16 protein-coding genes are annotated in these 17,684 nt (G+C 70.6%); 12 read left to right on the top strand and 4 right to left on the bottom strand.

What is annotated here, in order from left to right:
- Positions 1-11: 11 nt before the first annotated feature.
- Complete coding sequence (locus tag AWB89_RS03285; RefSeq protein WP_085171546.1) at positions 12-1,247, bottom strand: HNH endonuclease; 1,236 nt, start codon at positions 1,245-1,247, stop codon at positions 12-14.
- A 43-nt stretch (positions 1,248-1,290) separates the two neighbouring features.
- Positions 1,291-1,923, bottom strand: a complete 633-nt coding sequence (locus tag AWB89_RS03280) for a class I SAM-dependent methyltransferase (protein WP_142282434.1) — start codon at positions 1,921-1,923, stop codon at positions 1,291-1,293.
- A gap of 130 nt (positions 1,924-2,053) precedes the next feature.
- Here AWB89_RS03280 and pyrR point away from each other — a divergent pair, with 130 nt between their 5' ends.
- The 7 genes from pyrR to pyrF are packed head-to-tail and all read left to right on the top strand — an operon-like array spanning position 2,054 to position 10,727.
- A complete protein-coding gene (gene pyrR / locus AWB89_RS03275) occupies positions 2,054-2,617 on the top strand; it encodes a bifunctional pyr operon transcriptional regulator/uracil phosphoribosyltransferase PyrR (protein ID WP_085102196.1) in 564 nt (187 codons plus the stop codon).
- Positions 2,614-3,567: an aspartate carbamoyltransferase catalytic subunit gene (locus AWB89_RS03270; RefSeq protein ID WP_085171542.1), complete on the top strand. Its 954-nt coding sequence runs from the start codon at positions 2,614-2,616 to the stop codon at positions 3,565-3,567. The genes pyrR and AWB89_RS03270 overlap by 4 nt, the downstream gene beginning before the upstream one ends.
- The gene (locus AWB89_RS03265; protein WP_085102192.1) at positions 3,564-4,868 is read left to right on the top strand and encodes a dihydroorotase; all 1,305 of its coding nucleotides are present in this window, start codon (positions 3,564-3,566) and stop codon (positions 4,866-4,868) included. Before AWB89_RS03270 ends, AWB89_RS03265 begins: the two co-directional genes overlap by 4 nt.
- Entirely contained in the window at positions 4,865-5,362 is a 498-nt protein-coding gene (locus tag AWB89_RS03260) for a PH-like domain-containing protein (RefSeq protein WP_085102190.1), read from the top strand. The genes AWB89_RS03265 and AWB89_RS03260 overlap by 4 nt, the downstream gene beginning before the upstream one ends.
- Positions 5,363-5,410: 48 nt before the next feature.
- The gene (carA, locus tag AWB89_RS03255) at positions 5,411-6,550 is read left to right on the top strand and encodes a glutamine-hydrolyzing carbamoyl-phosphate synthase small subunit (RefSeq protein ID WP_085171540.1); all 1,140 of its coding nucleotides are present in this window, start codon (positions 5,411-5,413) and stop codon (positions 6,548-6,550) included.
- A complete protein-coding gene (carB, locus tag AWB89_RS03250; RefSeq protein WP_085171537.1) occupies positions 6,550-9,903 on the top strand; it encodes a carbamoyl-phosphate synthase large subunit in 3,354 nt (1,117 codons plus the stop codon). Before carA ends, carB begins: the two co-directional genes overlap by 1 nt.
- The gene (pyrF, locus tag AWB89_RS03245; RefSeq protein ID WP_085171536.1) at positions 9,900-10,727 is read left to right on the top strand and encodes an orotidine-5'-phosphate decarboxylase; all 828 of its coding nucleotides are present in this window, start codon (positions 9,900-9,902) and stop codon (positions 10,725-10,727) included. The genes carB and pyrF overlap by 4 nt, the downstream gene beginning before the upstream one ends.
- 122 nt (positions 10,728-10,849) lie before the next feature.
- On the opposite strand, the gene AWB89_RS03240 is transcribed toward pyrF, so the two are convergent.
- Complete coding sequence (locus tag AWB89_RS03240; protein WP_085102182.1) at positions 10,850-11,272, bottom strand: TOBE domain-containing protein; 423 nt, start codon at positions 11,270-11,272, stop codon at positions 10,850-10,852.
- Between the two features lie 467 nt (positions 11,273-11,739).
- On the opposite strand from AWB89_RS03240, the gene mihF reads away from it, so the two are divergent.
- The 5 genes from mihF (at position 11,740) to metK (ending at position 15,727) form a co-directional block, all read left to right on the top strand.
- Positions 11,740-12,057, top strand: coding sequence for an integration host factor, actinobacterial type (gene mihF, locus AWB89_RS03235; RefSeq protein ID WP_003407240.1), 318 nt, complete (start codon positions 11,740-11,742; stop codon positions 12,055-12,057).
- 58 nt (positions 12,058-12,115) lie between these two features.
- Positions 12,116-12,823 carry a guanylate kinase gene (gmk, locus tag AWB89_RS03230; RefSeq protein ID WP_085171534.1) on the top strand — a complete coding sequence of 236 codons (708 nt, stop codon included), beginning with the start codon at positions 12,116-12,118 and terminating at the stop codon, positions 12,821-12,823.
- Positions 12,820-13,143 carry a DNA-directed RNA polymerase subunit omega gene (gene rpoZ, locus AWB89_RS03225; protein ID WP_085102178.1) on the top strand — a complete coding sequence of 108 codons (324 nt, stop codon included), beginning with the start codon at positions 12,820-12,822 and terminating at the stop codon, positions 13,141-13,143. Before gmk ends, rpoZ begins: the two co-directional genes overlap by 4 nt.
- A 19-nt stretch (positions 13,144-13,162) precedes the next feature.
- Entirely contained in the window at positions 13,163-14,425 is a 1,263-nt protein-coding gene (gene coaBC, locus AWB89_RS03220) for a bifunctional phosphopantothenoylcysteine decarboxylase/phosphopantothenate--cysteine ligase CoaBC (protein WP_085171532.1), read from the top strand.
- 90 nt (positions 14,426-14,515) lie between these two features.
- On the top strand, positions 14,516-15,727 hold the full coding sequence (gene metK, locus AWB89_RS03215; RefSeq protein ID WP_085102174.1) for a methionine adenosyltransferase: 1,212 nt from the start codon (positions 14,516-14,518) through the stop codon (positions 15,725-15,727).
- Here the strand turns inward: metK and AWB89_RS03210 are convergent.
- Positions 15,711-17,627, bottom strand: coding sequence for a PE domain-containing protein (locus AWB89_RS03210; RefSeq protein ID WP_085171530.1), 1,917 nt, complete (start codon positions 17,625-17,627; stop codon positions 15,711-15,713). The two genes, metK and AWB89_RS03210, sit on opposite strands and share 17 nt — an antisense overlap.
- Between the last annotated feature and the right edge of the window lie 57 nt (positions 17,628-17,684).

Here is a 17,684-nt window from a genome sequence, read left to right as displayed (position 1 = left end):
GTAGCCGTCGGTCAGGCGGCGCGGGGCTCGATGACGAAGATGTCGAGCCGCCCGGGCGGCGGCGGCGCGCCGGAGCGGTAGCGCGCGCCGGTCGGCGTCGTGAATTCGGCCGTGTGCCTACCTTTTTCGTCCACGCTCGCCGCGACGCGCCAGCCGGGTGCCTCCTTGGCGTAGTTGCAGCGCTCACACATGCCGAGCCCGTTCGTCGCGCTGGTGGCACCGCCGCGGTGGTGGGGCCGCGCGTGGTCGTGGTGGCGGATCGGGGCGTCGCAGTAGGGGGTGCGGCAGCGCTGGTCGCGCAGGCCGATGAATCGGGCGAGCCCCTTGGGAAAGCGTCGCGCCCGTGACTCCATGGCGACCAGGGATCCCGAACCGGGACGCCGGTAGAGCCGCCGCAGCGTGGCCCGCGACCGGCCATCGGCGGCGTCGCTCACCAAATGGCGGGCCACGGCCGCCGGTATCGGGCCGTACCCGTCGACCACCGCCGCCGTGTCGTCATGACCCAGCAGCGTTTCGTCGGAGATCACCAGGTTGACCGCGATCGGCTCCGCCACCTCGGCGGGCCGGCCGGTGACGCGCTCGACCAGCGTGTCGGCCATGACCTGGCCGCGCGTGCGCCCGTCGAAGGTGGTGTCGGCGGCGCGCCTGAGGGCCGCGTACACCGCAACACCGCGGGCCACCGGAAGCAGCGCCGTCACCCACGTCATGGTGTCGGGGGCCGGCCGGATCGTCACCGTCCGCTCGGAGTCGGCCCTGGCCGCACGGTCGACCACGGCCCGGGGGTCGAGCCGGTAGGCGATCGCCTTGGCAGCCGCCGCGACCCGCGCATCGCCCATCCCGTCCAGCGCCGACCAGTCGGCGCACAGCTCGGCGTCCAGCTCGCGCCGGTGGTCAACGTCCAGGCACGCCGACTCGCGCACGATCAGGGTGGCGCGCCACTCCGACAACCGCCCGGCCTCCAGCGCCGCGAGCGTGTACGGCATCTCGTGCACCAGCGCCTTCGCGAAGCCGAGGTGCCGCCCGCCCCGGGCGGGGGAATCCCGTCGCGCCAGCGCGATCTCGCCGGCCAGCCCGCGCCCACGCTGGGCGGCCGGCACCCCCGCGTCGGCCTCGTTGGCGCGGCGCAGCGCCTCCAACTGCACGGACGCGCGGGCCTGCTCGGCGGCGGCCGCCGACTTGGCCATCTCGAGCTCGGCGATCCGCGCGATCAGCGAGGCCTCAGCGGCACGCCCACCAGAATCGAACATACTTTCGATAGTAGCGGGGGCCACCGACAGGCGACCGGGTCCGCTAGCGCCGCCGCGCGCGGACGTACCAGAACGCCATCTCGATCTCGGTCCCGTCCACCTCGCGACGCACCGTGGCCGGATCCAGCGACTCGATGTCCCAGCCGGCGCCGCCGAGGACGTCGCGCAGCAACCGCTCCGGCACCGACGGCCGCGGCCACTCCGTGTCGGTCGGGTTCGCGTCGGAGAAGCAACTGATGAGCAACGTGGCGCCCGGCCGGGTGGCCCGGTGCGCCGCGGCGGCGTAGCTGCGCTTGCCCTCGTCGTCGAGGCAGTGGAACATGCCGCTGTCGACGATGGTGTCGAACGCGTCGGTGTAGCCCTCCAGCTCGGTGGAGTCGGCCACCGCGAACCGCACCTGAACTCCGGCGTCGGCGGCGCGCCGCTCCGCGGTGATCAGCGCCGTCGGCGAGATGTCCAGCCCGGTGACGCGGTAGCCGTTCTTCGCCAGGTAGATGGCGTTGTCGCCGAGGCCGCAGCCGATGTCGAGGACGTCACCGTGGACCCAGCCGCCCGTGTGCCACGCGATGACATTCTCCTTGGGCGCCTTGGTATCCCACGGCGGCGAGGCCATCGCGGGCATGCCTTCGCCGGGGCTCTCGCCGCGGTAAAGCGCGTCGAAATCCATGCGCTGCAGTCCGGAGGGAAAGCCGGGGGAACTCGAGCCTGTCATTTCACCCAGGCTAGTCCGCAGTGCTACGCTGCCGGGCAGTCGACATCCTTTAACGATCCGTCCAGAGAGGCGGAGAAGGAGGTCAAGTCTTCGCATGTGTGCCGCGGGTGACACGGGCACCGGCCGCGAATTGATGTCGGCGGCCGACGTGGGTCGCACCATTTCCCGTATCGCGCATCAGATCATCGAAAAGACGGCGCTGGACGCTCCAGACGCACCTCGGGTGGTGCTGCTGGGAATCCCGACCCGCGGCGTCATCCTCGCCCAACGCCTGGCCGCCAACATCGCCGAATACAGCGGCGTCGACGTCGGACACGGCGCCCTGGACATCACCCTGTACCGCGACGACCTGATGCAAAAGCCGCCGCGGCCCCTGGAGGCCACCGCGATCCCGGCCGGCGGCATCGACGACGCCCTGGTGATCCTCGTCGACGACGTGCTGTACTCCGGTCGCTCGGTGCGCTCCGCGCTGGACGCGCTGCGCGACGTCGGCCGGCCCCGGGCGGTGCAGCTGGCGGTCCTCGTCGACCGCGGCCACCGCGAACTGCCGCTGCGCGCCGACTACGTGGGCAAGAACGTGCCGACCTCGCGCACCGAGAGCGTGCACGTGCTGCTGAGCGAGCACGACGACCGCGACGGGGTGGTGATCTCGCGATGACCCGCCACCTGCTGGCCGCCGGCGACCTGAGCCGCGAGGACGCCACCGCCATCCTCGACGACGCCGACCGGTTCGCCCAGGCGCTGGTCGGCCGCGACATCAAGAAGCTGCCGACGCTGCGCGGGCGCACCGTCGTCACGATGTTCTACGAGAACTCGACCCGCACCCGGGTGTCCTTCGAGGTGGCGGGCAAGTGGATGAGCGCCGACGTGATCAACGTCAGCGCCGCCGGATCGTCGGTGGGCAAGGGCGAGTCGCTGCGCGACACCGCGCTGACGCTGCGGGCCGCCGGCGCCGACGCGCTGATCATCCGGCACCCGGCGTCGGGGGCCGCGCACCTGCTCGCCGACTGGACCTGCGCTTCTCCTTTTGAAGGCGACGGACCGTCGGTGATCAACGCCGGCGACGGCACCCACGAGCACCCGACGCAGGCGCTGCTGGACGCGCTGACCATGCGCCAGCGCCTCGGCGGCATCGAGGGCCGGCGCGTCGTGATCGTCGGCGACATCCTGCACAGCCGGGTGGCCCGGTCCAACGTCATGCTGCTCGCCACGCTGGGCGCCGAGGTGGTGCTGGTCGCGCCGCCGACGCTGCTGCCGGTCGGGGTCGACGGCTGGCCGGCCACCGTCTCCTACGACTTCGACGCCGAGCTGCCCGCGGCCGACGCGGTGCTGATGCTGCGGGTGCAGGCCGAGCGGATGAACGGCGGCTTCTTCCCGTCGGTGCGCGAATACTCGGTGCGCTACGGGCTGTCCGAGCGGCGCCAGGCGATGCTGCCCGGCCACGCCGTGGTGCTGCACCCCGGGCCGATGGTGCGTGGCATGGAGATCTCGTCGACCGTCGCCGACTCCTCGCAATCCGCCGTGCTGCAACAGGTTTCGAACGGGGTGCACGTGCGGATGGCGGTGCTGTTCCATGTTCTGGTCGGGGCTGAGGAAATCGCGGCATGAGCGTACTGATCCGGGGCGTGCGTCCCTACGGTGAAGGGGAGCGGGTCGACGTCCTCGTCGAGGATGGCCAGATCGCCGAAATCGGCCCGGGACTTGCCGAGGCCGGAGACCTCGAAAGGGATCTCGACGTCATCGACGCCACCGGTCAGGTCCTGCTGCCCGGGTTCGTCGACCTGCACACCCACCTACGCGAGCCCGGCCGCGAATACGCCGAGGACATCGAAACCGGCTCGGCGGCGGCGGCTTTGGGCGGCTATACGGCGGTGTTCGCGATGGCCAACACCAATCCGGTCGCCGACAGCCCGGTGGTCACCGACCACGTCTGGCACCGCGGCCAGCAGGTCGGCCTGGTCGACGTGCACCCCGTCGGCGCCGTCACCGTCGGGCTGGCCGGCTCCGAGCTGACCGAGATGGGCATGATGGCCGCCGGCGCCGCCCAGGTCCGCATGTTCTCCGACGACGGCGTCTGCGTGCACGACCCGCTGATCATGCGCCGCGCCCTGGAGTACGCCACCGGCCTGGGGGTGCTGATCGCCCAGCACGCCGAGGAACCGCGGCTGACCGTCGGCGCGGTCGCCCACGAGGGGCCGACCGCGGCCCGGCTGGGGCTCGCGGGGTGGCCGCGGGCCGCCGAGGAATCGATCGTCGCCCGCGACGCGCTGCTGGCCCGCGACGCCGGGGCCCGGGTGCACATCTGCCACGCCTCCACCGCGGGCACCGTCGAGATTCTCAAATGGGCCAAGGAGCAAGGGATTTCGATCACCGCCGAGGTCACCCCGCACCACCTGCTGCTCGACGACGGCCGGCTGAGCAGCTACGACGGCGTGAACCGGGTGAACCCGCCGCTGCGCGAGGCCTCCGACGCGATCGCGCTGCGTCAGGCGCTGGCCGACGGGGTAATCGACTGTGTGGCCACCGACCATGCCCCGCACGCCGAGCACGAGAAGTGCGTCGAGTTCGCGGCCGCGCGCCCCGGGATGCTGGGGCTGCAGACGGCCCTGTCGGTCGTGGTGCAGACGATGGTCGCGCCCGGGCTGCTGACGTGGCGCGACGTCGCGCGGGTGATGAGCGAGAACCCGGCCCGCATCGTCGGGCTGCCCGACCACGGCCGCCCGCTGGAGGTGGGGGAGCCGGCGAACCTGACCGTGGTGGATCCGGACGCCACCTGGACGGTCGCCGGGTCGGACCTGGCCAGCCGCTCGGCCAACACCCCGTACGAGTCGATGACCCTGCCCGCCACCGTGACGGCCACCCTGCTGCGCGGGCGGGTCACCGCCCGGGACGGGAAGAGCCCGGCATGAGCTCAGGCACGCTGGTGGGGTCGCTGATCTTCGCGGCCGTGCTGGTGGTGGTGATCACGGTCCTCATCCAGCTGATGATGCGGTCCTGGCAGCGGCGCACGCAGCGCCAGCAGGAATTGATCGGCGAGCTGCCCACAATGCCGGACCGGGTGGGGGCGGCGACCATCACCACCCGCGGCCACTATTGCGGTTCCATGATGGCGCCCGACTGGAGTGAGCGGATCGCCGCCGGGGATCTGGGCTTCCGCAGCAAGGCGGTGCTGACCCGCTATCCCGAGGGGATCATGGTGGAACGGGTACGCGCCCAACCCATTTGGATTCCGCACGACGCGGTCGCGGGTGTCCGCATCGAACGCCGGATGGCGAACAGGGTCGCGGCCCGCATCGGAATACTGGCGATCCGGTGGCGGCTGCCGTCAGGAGCCCAGATCGACACCGCGTTCCGGGCCAACCACCGCGAGGAATACGACGCCTGGATCAAGGAGGCTGCGTGAGTTGCGCCGGCGACGATGCAGAGCCAAGCGATGAGGAGGAGCGGCGCCATGACTAAGGCGCTACTGGTGCTCGAGGACGGCCGCGTCTTCACCGGAACGCCGTTCGGCAAGGTCGGCCAAACGCTCGGCGAGGCCGTGTTTTCCACCGGCATGTCCGGCTATCAGGAGACGCTGACCGACCCCAGCTACCACCGCCAGATCGTGGTCGCCACCGCGCCGCAGATCGGCAACACCGGCTGGAACGACGAGGACGCCGAGAGCCGCGGCGACAAGATCTGGGTCGCCGGTTACGCGGTGCGCGACCCGTCGCCGCGGGCCTCCAACTGGCGCGCCACCGGCACGCTGGAAGACGAGCTGGTCCGCCAGGGCATCGTCGGGATCGCCGGGATCGACACCCGGGCGGTGGTGCGGCACCTGCGCAGCCGCGGCTCGATGAAGGCCGGTGTGTTCTCCGGCGAGTCGCTGGCCGAGCCCGCCGAGCTGGTCGAGCGGGTGCGCGGCCAGCAGTCGATGCTGGGCGCCGACCTGGCCGGCGAGGTCAGCACCGGCGGCGCCTACATCGTGGAACCGGAAGGGGCGCAGCGGTTTACGGTGGTCGCCCTGGACCTCGGGATCAAGACCAACACCCCGCGGAACTTCGCCCGGCGCGGCGTCCGCAGCCACGTCCTGCCGTCGTCGGCGACCTTCGAGCAGATCGCCGACATCAAGCCGGACGGGGTGTTCCTGTCCAACGGCCCCGGCGACCCCGCCACCGCCGACCACGTCGTCGCCCTCACCCGCGAGGTGTTGGGCGCCGGAATCCCGTTGTTCGGCATCTGTTTGGGCAACCAGATCCTCGGCCGGGCGCTGGGGCTGTCCACCTACAAGATGGTCTTCGGCCATCGCGGCATCAACATCCCGGTGATCGACCACGCGACGGGCCGGGTCGCGGTGACCGCACAGAACCACGGGTTCGCGCTGGAGGGGGAGGCCGGTCAGTCGTTCGACACGCCGTTCGGCCCGGCGATCGTCAGCCACACCTGCGCCAACGACGGGGTGGTCGAGGGCGTCAAACTTGCTGACGGCCGGGCCTTTTCGGTGCAGTACCACCCGGAGGCGGCCGCCGGCCCGCACGACGCGGAGTACTTGTTCGACCAATTCATCGACCTGATGGCTGGGGCCCCCAGCCTGCGAGGGGAGGCCCGCTAGTGCCGCGCCGCACCGACCTCAACCACGTGCTGGTGATCGGCTCGGGGCCGATCGTCATCGGGCAGGCCGCCGAGTTCGACTACTCGGGGACGCAGGCCTGCCGGGTGCTGCGCGCCGAGGGGTTGCAGGTCAGCCTGATCAACTCCAACCCGGCCACCATCATGACCGACCCCGAGTACGCCGACCACACCTACGTCGAGCCCATCACCCCGGCGTTCGTCGAGCGCGTGATCGCCCAGCAGGCCGAGCGCGGCAACAAGATCGACGCCCTGTTGGCCACGCTGGGTGGGCAGACCGCGCTCAACACGGCGGTCGCGCTGTACGAGAACGGGGCGCTGGAGCGCTACGGGGTCGAGCTGATCGGCGCCGACTTCGACGCCATCCAGCGCGGCGAGGACCGGCAGCGGTTCAAGGACATCGTCGCCAAGGTCGGCGGCGAATCCGCCCGCAGCCGAGTGTGTTTCACCATGGACGAGGTCCGCGAGACGGTCGACGAGCTCGGCCTGCCCGTCGTGGTGCGGCCCAGCTTCACCATGGGCGGGCTGGGGTCGGGGATGGCCGACTCGGCCGAAGCCGTCGAGCGGATGGCCGGCGCCGGGCTGGCCGCCTCGCCGAGCGCCAACGTGCTCATCGAGGAATCGATCTTCGGCTGGAAGGAATTCGAGCTGGAGCTGATGCGCGACGGCCACGACAACGTCGTGGTGGTGTGCTCCATCGAGAACGTCGACCCGATGGGCGTCCACACCGGCGACTCGGTCACCGTCGCGCCGGCCATGACGCTCACCGACCGGGAGTACCAGCGGATGCGCGACCTGGGCATCGCGATCCTGCGCGAGGTCGGCGTGGACACCGGCGGCTGCAACATCCAGTTCGCCGTCAACCCGAGCGACGGCCGGCTGATCGTCGTCGAGATGAACCCGCGGGTGTCCCGGTCAAGTGCGCTGGCGTCCAAGGCCACCGGCTTCCCGATCGCCAAGATCGCCGCCAAGCTGGCCATCGGCTACACCCTGGACGAGATCGTCAACGACATCACCAAGGAGACGCCGGCCTGCTTCGAACCGACGCTGGACTACGTGGTGGTCAAGGCGCCCCGGTTCGCGTTCGAGAAGTTCCCCGGCGCCGACCCGACGCTGACCACCACGATGAAATCCGTCGGCGAGGCAATGTCGTTGGGCCGCAACTTCGTCGAGGCGCTCGGCAAGGTGATGAGGTCGCTGGAGACCGGGCGCACCGGCTTCTGGACGAAACCCGACGACGACGGGACCGTCGGCGAGGTCCTGACCCGGCTGCAGACCCCGACCGAAGGCCGGCTCTACGACGTCGAACTGGCGCTGCGGCTGGGCGCGTCGGTCGAGCAGGTCGCGCAGGCCAGCGGCGTCGACCCGTGGTTCGTCGCGCAGATCGGCGAGCTGGTGAGCCTGCGCTCGGAGCTGGTCGTCGCGCCGGTGCTGGATGCCGACCTGCTGCGCCAGGCCAAGCACTACGGCCTCTCGGACCGCCAGATCGCCGCCCTGCGCCCGGAATTGGCGGGGGAGGACGGGGTGCGGTCGCTGCGCGAGCGGCTGGGCATCCACCCCGTGTACAAGACGGTGGACACCTGCGCGGCGGAGTTCGAGGCCAAGACGCCGTACCACTACAGCAGCTACGAGCTGGACCCGGCCGCCGAGACCGAGGTGGCGCCGCAGGCCGAGCGGCCCAAGGTGTTGATCCTGGGCTCCGGGCCGAACCGGATCGGGCAGGGCATCGAATTCGACTACAGCTGCGTGCACGCCGCAACGACGTTGTCCCAGGCCGGTTTCGAGACCGTGATGGTCAACTGCAACCCGGAGACGGTGTCCACCGACTACGACACCGCCGACCGGCTCTACTTCGAGCCCCTGACCTTCGAGGACGTGCTGGAGGTGTTCCGCGCGGAAACGCAGTCGGGCACCGGCGGCCCCGGGGTCGCGGGGGTCATCGTGCAGCTCGGCGGCCAGACGCCGCTCGGGCTGGCGCAACGGCTCTTCGACGCCGGGGTTCCGATCGTGGGCACCCCGCCGGAGGCCATCGACCTGGCCGAGGACCGCGGCGCCTTCGGCGACGTGCTGGCCACCGCCGGGCTGCCCGCGCCGAAGTACGGCATGGCAACGACTTTCGCCCAGGCCCGCCGGATCGCCGACGAGATCGGCTATCCGGTGCTGGTGCGGCCGTCGTACGTGCTGGGCGGTCGCGGCATGGAGATCGTCTACGACGAGGCGACGCTGGAGGGCTACATCACCCGCGCCACCGCGCTCTCGCCCGAACACCCGGTGCTCGTCGACCGCTTCCTCGAGGACGCGGTGGAGATCGACGTCGACGCGCTGTGCGACGGGGCCGAGGTCTACATCGGCGGCATCATGGAGCACATCGAGGAGGCCGGCATCCACTCCGGTGACTCGGCCTGCGCGCTGCCGCCGGTCACTTTGGGCCGCAGCGACATCGAGAAGGTGCGCCGCGCCACCGAGGCGATCGCCCACGGGATCGGCGTCGTCGGGCTGCTCAACGTGCAGTACGCGCTCAAGGACGACGTGCTCTACGTCCTGGAGGCCAACCCGCGGGCCAGCCGCACGGTGCCGTTCGTCTCCAAGGCGACCGCGATCCCGCTCGCGAAGGCGTGCGCGCGGATCATGCTGGGCGCCACCATCTCCCAGCTGCGAAGCGAGGGCATGCTGGCGGCCTCCGGGGACGGCGCCCACGCGCCGCCGCAGGCCCCGATCGCGGTCAAGGAGGCCGTGCTGCCGTTTCACCGGTTCCGGCGCGTCGACGGGGCCGCCATCGACTCGCTGCTCGGCCCGGAGATGAAGTCGACCGGCGAGGTGATGGGCATCGACCGCGACTTCGGCAGCGCCTTCGCCAAGAGCCAGACCGCCGCCTACGGATCGTTGCCGGCCGACGGGACGATATTCGTGTCGGTGGCCAACCGGGACAAGCGATCCCTGGTGTTTCCGGTCAAGCGGCTGGCCGACCTCGGCTTCCGGGTGCTGGCCACCGAGGGCACCGCGGAGATGTTGCGCCGCAACGGGATTCCCTGCGACGAGGTGCGCAAGCACTTCGAGCCGCCGCAGGACGGCCGCCCGGCGATGTCGGCGGTCGACGCGATCAAGGCCGGCGAGGTCGACATGGTGATCAACACGCCGTTCGGCAACTCCGGCCCCCGCATCGACGGCTACGAGATCCGCTCGGCCGCGGTGTCGGTCAACATCCCGTGCGTCACCACGGTGCAGGGCGCCTCGGCGGCGGTGCAGGGCATCGAGGCGGGGATCCGCGGCGACATCGGCGTGCGGTCGCTGCAGGAGCTGCACAGCGCGATCGGACCCGGGGGCGGCGGGCAGTGAGCGGCTTCGGCGCCCGGCTGGCCGCGGCGAAGCTGGCCCGCGGGCCGCTGTGCCTGGGCATCGACCCGCACCCGGAGCTGCTGCGGGCGTGGGACCTGCCGGCCACCGCCGACGGGCTGGCCGCGTTCTGCGACACCTGCGTCGAGGCGTTCGCCGGCTTCGCCGTCGTCAAGCCGCAGGTGGCGTTCTTCGAGACGTACGGCGCCGCCGGGTACGCGGTGCTGGAACGCACCATCGCCGCGCTGCGCTCGGCCGGGGTGCTGGTGCTGGCCGACGCCAAGCGCGGCGACATCGGGACGACGATGGCGGCCTACGCGGCCGCGTGGGCCGGCGACTCGCCGCTGGCCGCCGACGCGGTGACCGCCTCGCCGTACCTGGGGTTCGGTTCGCTGCGGCCGCTGCTGGAGGCCGCCCTGGCCAGCGACCGGGGGGTGTTCGTGCTGGCCGCGACGTCCAACCCGGAGGGCGGCACGGTGCAGCGCGCGACGTTCGACGGCCGGACGGTGTCCCAGCTGATCGTCGACCAGGCGGCGGTCGTCAACCGATCCGCCACCGGGGCCGAGCCCGGATACGTCGGCGTCGTCCTCGGCGCGACGGTGTTCGAGGCGCCCGACGTCAGCGAGCTGGGCGGGCCGGTGCTGGTGCCCGGCGTCGGCGTGCAGGGCGGCCGCCCGGAGGCGCTGAGGGGCCTGGGCGGGGCCGCGCCGGGCCAGCTGCTGCCCGCGGTGGCCCGTGAGGTGCTGCGGGCCGGGCCGGACGTGTCCGACCTGCGCGCGGCCGGCGAGCGGATGCTGGACGCCGTCGCGTACCTGGGCGCCGTCTAGGCGCGGCGCGGTCGTGTGAATTCCTGGCTTCCAGTGTGAGCTGAGGGCGCGCAATCGGCCGATTCCTCGCCGTGAGCCCACACTCAAAGCCCCCAGCGCACACTCGAGCGCCCAGAAGCGCCTCAGTCGGAGGCGGCGGCCGTGCTCGGCCGCGCGGTTTCCACGATCACGGTGGTGGCCTTGACGACGGCCACGGCCACGCTGCCGGGCTGCAGTTTCAGCTCCTCGGCGGCGGCGGTGCTCATCAGCGACACGACGGTGTAGGGGCCGCACTGCATCTCGACCTGGGTCATCACCGTGTCGCTGACCACCCGCGTCACCAGGCCGACGAACCGGTTGCGGGCCGAGCTGCCGATGCTCAGGGGATCCGGCGGCGGGGTGGGCGCGTTGGAGCGCGAAAACTCGGCCAGATCCTCGCTGGCGATGACCTTCCGGCCGGCCGCGTCGTGGCTCACCGACAGCGTGCCCTGGTTGATCCACCGCCGGACGGTGTCATCGCTGACTCCGAGCAGCTCAGCCGCCTGACGGATGCGCAGGTTCGGCACGGCTCGATCGTAACTGATATTTGGCTGGGCATTCGCTGAAACATCCCTGCGCACGGGCCGTCGACCTGCCGCTTGTCGGCGGGCGCGACACGCGCGACACGCCACGGAAAAATGCGTGATCCGCCGCACCCCGGCTTGCGGCCCCCGGGCGCGGCCGTCCGCGGCGGGCGGCGGCGGCCCACGAGGCGTCCGCCCGCGATCCTAAATCAGCACGTCAGAGGCTATTTTGAGGCCGGCCGGACGGCCCTCTCACCCCGCAAACGGCGGCTCGCCGGGCCCGTCTTGGCGACCCTGTCGGGACCACCCGCGGGGCTTGCCCGCGGCGCCCACGCTGCACATTTGCACAATTAACCAGGGGGGCGGGTTAGATTTCGTCAGGAAGGCTGAGTACGGTCATCTCCGCTGGCTGAAGTACCCGGCAGAGACAAAACGAGATCGATTATCGATTGATCAGATACGGAGGAATCGTGGCCCTTCCCCAGTTGACCGACGAGCAGCGCGCGGCCGCTTTGGAGAAGGCGGCTGCCGCTCGTCGCGCGCGAGCAGAGCTCAAAGACCGCCTCAAGCGCGGCGGCACCAACCTCACCCAGGTACTCAAGGACGCCGAGAGCGACGAAGTCCTGGGCAAGATGAAGGTGTCCGCCCTGCTCGAGGCGTTGCCGAAGGTGGGCAAGGTCAAGGCGCAGGAAATCATGACCGAGCTGGAGATCGCCCCCACCCGCCGCCTGCGCGGCCTCGGCGACCGGCAGCGCAAGGCCCTGCTGGAAAAGTTCGGCTCCGCCTAACCAAACCGGCGACGATGCAGGCCGAACGGCCTGTGGGGGCACCGACCCAAGGGCGCCAGTGAGCGCCGGCGAGGGGCCGGACGTCGTGCAGGGGGCACGCCCCGAGCCAACCGGCAAGGGGCGTGTGGTCGTGCTGTCCGGTCCCTCCGCGGTCGGCAAGTCAACCGTGGTGCGGTGTCTGCGCGAGCGGATTCCGAACCTGCAGTTCAGCGTGTCGGCCACGACGCGGGCGCCGCGGCCCGGCGAGGTCGACGGCGTCGACTACCACTTCGTCACTCCCGACCGCTTCCAGCAACTGATCGACAGCGGCGCCCTGCTGGAATGGGCGGAGATCCACGGCGGGCTGCACCGATCGGGCACGCTGGCCGAGCCGGTGCGGGCCGCCACGGCGTCCGGGCTGCCCGTGCTCATCGAGGTCGATCTGGCCGGCGCGCGGGCGGTCAAGAAGGCGATGCCCGAGGCCACCACGGTGTTCCTGGCCCCGCCCAGCTGGGAGGACCTGCAGGCCAGGCTGGTCGGCCGCGGCACCGAGACACCGGAGGCCATCCGCCGCCGACTCGACACCGCCCGCGTCGAAATGGCGGCGCAGGACGACTTCGACGAGGTGGTGGTCAACAGTCGATTGGAGTCTGCGTGCGTCGAATTGGTATCCTTGCTGGTGGGAACTGCGCCGGGCACGGCCCAAACCGCAAGGACACACAGCAGCCAGGCCGCAGCCACACCAGATTCCATCGACTCCAATCCGCCAGGAGATAGACCTACGTGAGCATTCCCCAGTCCGACGCGACGCTGACCGCCGTGGACCAGTTCGATCCGTCGGCAGGCGGACAAAGCGCCTACGACACCCCGCTGGGCATCACCAACCCGCCCATCGACGAGCTGCTGGACCGCGTGTCCAGCAAGTACGCCCTGGTGATCTACGCGGCCAAGCGGGCCCGCCAGATCAACGACTACTACAACCAGCTCGGCGAGGGCATCCTCGAGTACGTCGGCCCGCTCGTCGAGCCCGGGCTGCAGGAAAAGCCGCTGTCCATCGCGCTGCGCGAAATCCACGCCGACCTGCTCGAACACACCGAGGGCGAGTAACGGGCGGGCCGGGCGCGCTGTGGACCGCGAGCGGACCGCCAAACAGGTCATAGTCGGCGTTTCCGGAGGCATCGCCGCCTACAAGGCGTGCACGGTCGTTCGTCAGCTCGCCGAGGCCGGCCACGACGTCCGCGTCATCCCCACCGAATCCGCGCTGCGCTTCGTGGGTGCCGCCACCTTCGAGGCGCTGTCCGGCCAGCCGGTGCGCACCGGCGTCTTCGACGACGTTCCCGAGGTGCCGCACGTCCACCTCGGCAAGCAGGCCGATCTGGTGGTGGTGGCCCCGGCCACCGCCGACCTGCTGGCCCGGGCCGTCGCCGGCCGGGCCGACGACCTGCTGACCGCCACGCTGCTGACCGCGCGGTGCCCCGTGCTGTTCGCGCCGGCGATGCACACGGAGATGTGGTTGCACCCGGCCACCGCCGACAACGTGGCCACGCTGCGCCGCCGCGGCGCGGTGGTGCTGGAACCCGCGTACGGGCGGCTCACCGGCGCCGACAGCGGGGCGGGACGGCTGCCCGAGGCCGAGGAGATCACCACCCTGGCCCAGCTGCTGCTGGAGCGCCACGACGCGCTGCCCTACGACCTCGCCGGATGCCGGGTGCTGGTCACCGCCGGCGGCACCCGCGAACCGATCGACCCGGTGCGCTTCATCGGTAACCGCAGCTCCGGCAAGCAGGGCTACGCGGTGGCGCGGGTCGCGGCCCAGCGCGGCGCCGAGGTCACGCTGATCGCCGGGCACACCGCCGGCCTCATCGACCCCGCCGGCGTCAACGTCGTGCATGTCAGCTCCGCCCAGCAACTCGGCGAGGCGGTGTCTAAGCACGCGCCCGAGGCCGACGTGCTGGTGATGGCGGCCGCGGTCGCCGACTTCCGGCCCGCTCAGGTTGCCGCCGCCAAGATCAAAAAGCGTGCCGACGAGGCCACCGCGGCGCCGACGATCGAACTGGTGCGCAACGACGACGTGCTGGCCGGCGCGGTGCGGGCGCGCGCGCACGGGCAGCTGCCCAACATGCGCGCCATCGTGGGGTTCGCCGCCGAGACCGGCGACGCCAACGGCGACGTGCTGTTCCACGCCCGGGAAAAGCTGCGGCGCAAGGGATGTGACCTGTTGGTGGTCAACGCCGTCGGCGACAACAAGGCGTTCGAGGTGGACAGCAACGACGGCTGGCTGCTGGCTTCCGACGGCACCGAGTCGGCGCTGCCGCACGGCTCCAAGACGCTGATGGCCAGCCGTATCGTGGATGCGATCGTGGCGTTCCTGCACGGCCACAGCGGGTAACCGGGTTTACTTCGCTACGGCGCCCGCGCGGGCGCCGGCTGGCGCCGGAAGATATAATTCGACTAACTAACTATTGGAAGGATAGAGACTGTGAGCGAAAAGGGTCGGCTGTTTACCAGTGAGTCGGTGACCGAGGGGCATCCCGACAAGATCTGTGACGCGATCAGCGACTCGGTCCTCGACGCGCTGCTGGCCCAGGACCCCCGCTCACGGGTTGCGGTCGAGACGCTGGTGACCACCGGGCAGGTGCACGTGGTGGGCGAGGTGACGACGACCGCGAAGGAGGCGTTCGCCGACATCACCAACACGGTCCGCGCCCGCATCCTCGACATCGGTTACGACTCGTCGGACAAGGGCTTCGACGGCGCGTCGTGCGGCGTGAACATCGGCATCGGCGCGCAGTCGCCCGACATCGCCCAGGGCGTCGACACCGCCCACGAGGCGCGCGTCGAGGGCGCGGCGGACCCGCTGGACTCCCAGGGCGCCGGCGACCAGGGCCTGATGTTCGGCTACGCGATCAACGACACCCCGGAACTGATGCCGCTGCCCATCGCGCTGGCGCACCGGCTGTCCCGGAAGCTGACCGAGGTCCGCAAGAACGGGACGCTGCCGTACCTGCGCCCGGACGGCAAGACGCAGGTCACCATCGCCTACGAGGACGACGTCCCGGTGCGGCTGGACACCGTGGTGGTCTCGACCCAGCACGCCGACGGGATCGACCTGGAGAAGACGCTCGACCCCGACATCCGCGCGCACGTGCTCAAGACCGTGCTCGACGAGCTGGCCCACGAGACGCTGGATTCGTCGGCGACGCGGGTGCTGGTCAACCCGACCGGCAAGTTCGTCCTCGGCGGCCCGATGGGCGACGCCGGGCTGACCGGCCGCAAGATCATCGTCGACACCTACGGCGGCTGGGCCCGGCACGGCGGCGGGGCGTTCTCCGGCAAGGATCCGTCCAAGGTGGACCGTTCGGCGGCGTACGCGATGCGCTGGGTGGCCAAGAACATCGTCGCCGCCGGCCTGGCGGAGCGGGTCGAGGTGCAGGTGGCCTACGCCATCGGCAAGGCCGCCCCGGTCGGGCTGTTCATCGAGACGTTCGGCACCGCGACGGTCGACCCGGTCAAGATCGAGAAGATCGTGCCCGAGGTGTTCGACCTGCGGCCCGGCGCGATCATCCGCGACCTGGACCTGCTGCGCCCGATCTACGCGCAGACCGCCGCCTACGGCCACTTCGGGCGCACCGACATCGAGCTGCCGTGGGAGCAGCTCAACATGGTCGACGAGCTCAAGCGGGCGGTTTAAGCCAGCCCGAGGCGCCGGTGCCGGAGTTGCCGAAGCCCGAGTTCCCCTGGTCGAAGGGGTAGCCCCCGCCGGAGTTGAAGAATCCGGTGTTGTTGCCGACGCCCGAGTTGAACCAGCCGGTGTTGCCGCCGACGAACGAGTCGGTGTTCCAGAAGCCGGTGTTGTTGCCGCCGTAGCCGGAGTTGTACACGCCCGTGTTGTAGTCGCCGGGTCCTGAGTTGCCGAAGCCGGTGTTGTACTTGCCGCTGTCGGTGTTGGCGAAGCCGACCGAGAACTGGCCGCCGCCCGAGTTGAAGGCGCCCGTGTCGTTGTTGCCGGTGCCGGTGTTCATGAAGCCGGAGTTGAAGCCGCCGGCCGCCGAGTTGTAGAAGCCCGAGTTGCCGTCGCTGGTGTTGAAAAAGCCCGAGTTGCCGGTGCCGGAGTTGCCGAACCCGGAGTTAGCGACCGCCTGGGTGATCGGGCTGCCCGCGCCGGTGTTCAGGCTGCCCGCGTTGAACAGGCCGGTGTTGGTGTTGCCCGCGTTGAAGAAACCGGTGTTGGTGCTGCCGCCGTTGAACGATCCGGTGTTGCTGCAGCCGGCGTTGGAGTCGCCCATGTTCTCGTCGCCGCCGTTGAAGCTGCCCACGTTGAACGCGCCGGAGTTGCCGACGCCGATGTTGTTGTAGCCGCCGTTGAGGTGGCCGATGTTGCCCGAGGAGCCGTTGAAGACGCCGATGTTGTTGTCGCCCCCGTTCCAGGAGCCCGCGTTGCTGAAGCCGGGGTCGCCCATGCCGACGTTCTGGTAGCCCGCGTTGAAGGCGCCGACGTTGGAATAACCGGCGTTCCACAGCCCGGTGTTGATGTCGCCCGTGTTGCCGATGCCGGTGTTGGTGTTGCCCGAGTTGAACACGCCCCAGTTGTGGGTGCCGCTGTTGAACAGGCCGGTGTTGCCGCTGCCGGAATTGAACAGGCCGGTGTTTCCGGTCCCGGAGTTGAACAGGCCGGTGTTGCCGCTGCCGGAGTTCAGCCCGCCGAACGTGAACTGGCCGGTGGCGGTGTCGTAATAGGTTCCGCCGACGCCGATTTCGTTGTCCCCGGTCAGCCCGACGCCGATGTTGTTGTTGCCCGTGTTGCCCAGCCCGATGTTGTGGTTGCCGTTGTTGCCCCAGCCCACGTTGCCGACGCTGCCGTTGGCGTTGAGCCCGCCGATGCCGGTCAGGTTGTCGCCCTTGAGCCCGACGCCGACGTCGTTGTTGCCGCTGTTGCCGACGCCCAGGTTGTTGTTGCCCAGGTTCGCGAGGCCCACGTTGGAGTTGCCGCTGTTGGCGGCGCCGTGGTTGTAGCTGCCGAGGTTGCCCGCGCCCACGTTGGCGTTGCCGAGGTTGCCGCCGCCCAGGTTTCCGTTGCCGGCGTTGCCGAGACCCACGTTGGCGTTGCCGGTGTTGCCGCTACCGAGGTTGCTGTAGCCGATGTTGCCCGCACCGGCGTTGCCGTTGCCGATGTTGCCGTTGCCGATGTTGGTGTAGCCGGCGTTGCCGCCGCCGAGGTTGGTGTTGCCGGCGTTGCCGCCGCCGATGTTGCCGTTGCCGATGTTGCCGAAACCCAGGTCGGCGACGCCGTCGTTGCCGATGGTCACCGCGTTGTTCACCTCGGCGCCGACGTACGTGGCCGCGCCCGCCGACAGGTTCTGCACGAACCCCTGATGAAAGGCCGCCACCTGGGCGCTGATGGCCTGGTAGACCTGGCCGTGCTCGGAGAACAGCGCCGCGACCGCCCCGGACACCTGGTCGGCCCCGGCGGCCAGCACCTCCGTGGTCGGGGCGGCCGCCGCCGCGGTGGCTGAGTCGATCGTCGATCCGATGCCGGCTAACTGCGTTGCTGCGGTCCGCACCTGTTCGGGCATGGCGAACAGAAACGACATCGTCGGTCCCTTTCCGTCGACCCCCGCCTGGCACAACCATCGGTCGAGGCGGGCGAA

Origin of the sequence: Mycobacterium paraense (assembly GCF_002101815.1) — a bacterium.
GTDB lineage: Bacteria > Actinomycetota > Actinomycetes > Mycobacteriales > Mycobacteriaceae > Mycobacterium > Mycobacterium paraense.
The sequence above is the reverse complement of the archived record's forward strand: the minus strand, read 5'-3'. Positions and strand labels throughout refer to the sequence as shown.

Bases quoted from the DNA above. Each gene is read 5' to 3' on its own strand.
- AWB89_RS03270 (WP_085171542.1), top strand. From the start codon at position 2,614: ATGACCCGCCACCTGCTGGCCGCCGGCGACCTGAGCCGCGAGGACGCC.
- carA (WP_085171540.1), top strand. From the start codon at position 5,411: ATGACTAAGGCGCTACTGGTGCTCGAGGACGGCCGCGTCTTCACCGGA.
- AWB89_RS03210 (WP_085171530.1), bottom strand. From the start codon at position 17,627: ATGTCGTTTCTGTTCGCCATGCCCGAACAGGTGCGGACCGCAGCAACG.
- AWB89_RS03265 (WP_085102192.1), top strand. From the start codon at position 3,564: ATGAGCGTACTGATCCGGGGCGTGCGTCCCTACGGTGAAGGGGAGCGG.
- AWB89_RS03260 (WP_085102190.1), top strand. From the start codon at position 4,865: ATGAGCTCAGGCACGCTGGTGGGGTCGCTGATCTTCGCGGCCGTGCTG.
- pyrR (WP_085102196.1), top strand. From the start codon at position 2,054: ATGTGTGCCGCGGGTGACACGGGCACCGGCCGCGAATTGATGTCGGCG.
- AWB89_RS03285 (WP_085171546.1), bottom strand. From the start codon at position 1,247: ATGTTCGATTCTGGTGGGCGTGCCGCTGAGGCCTCGCTGATCGCGCGG.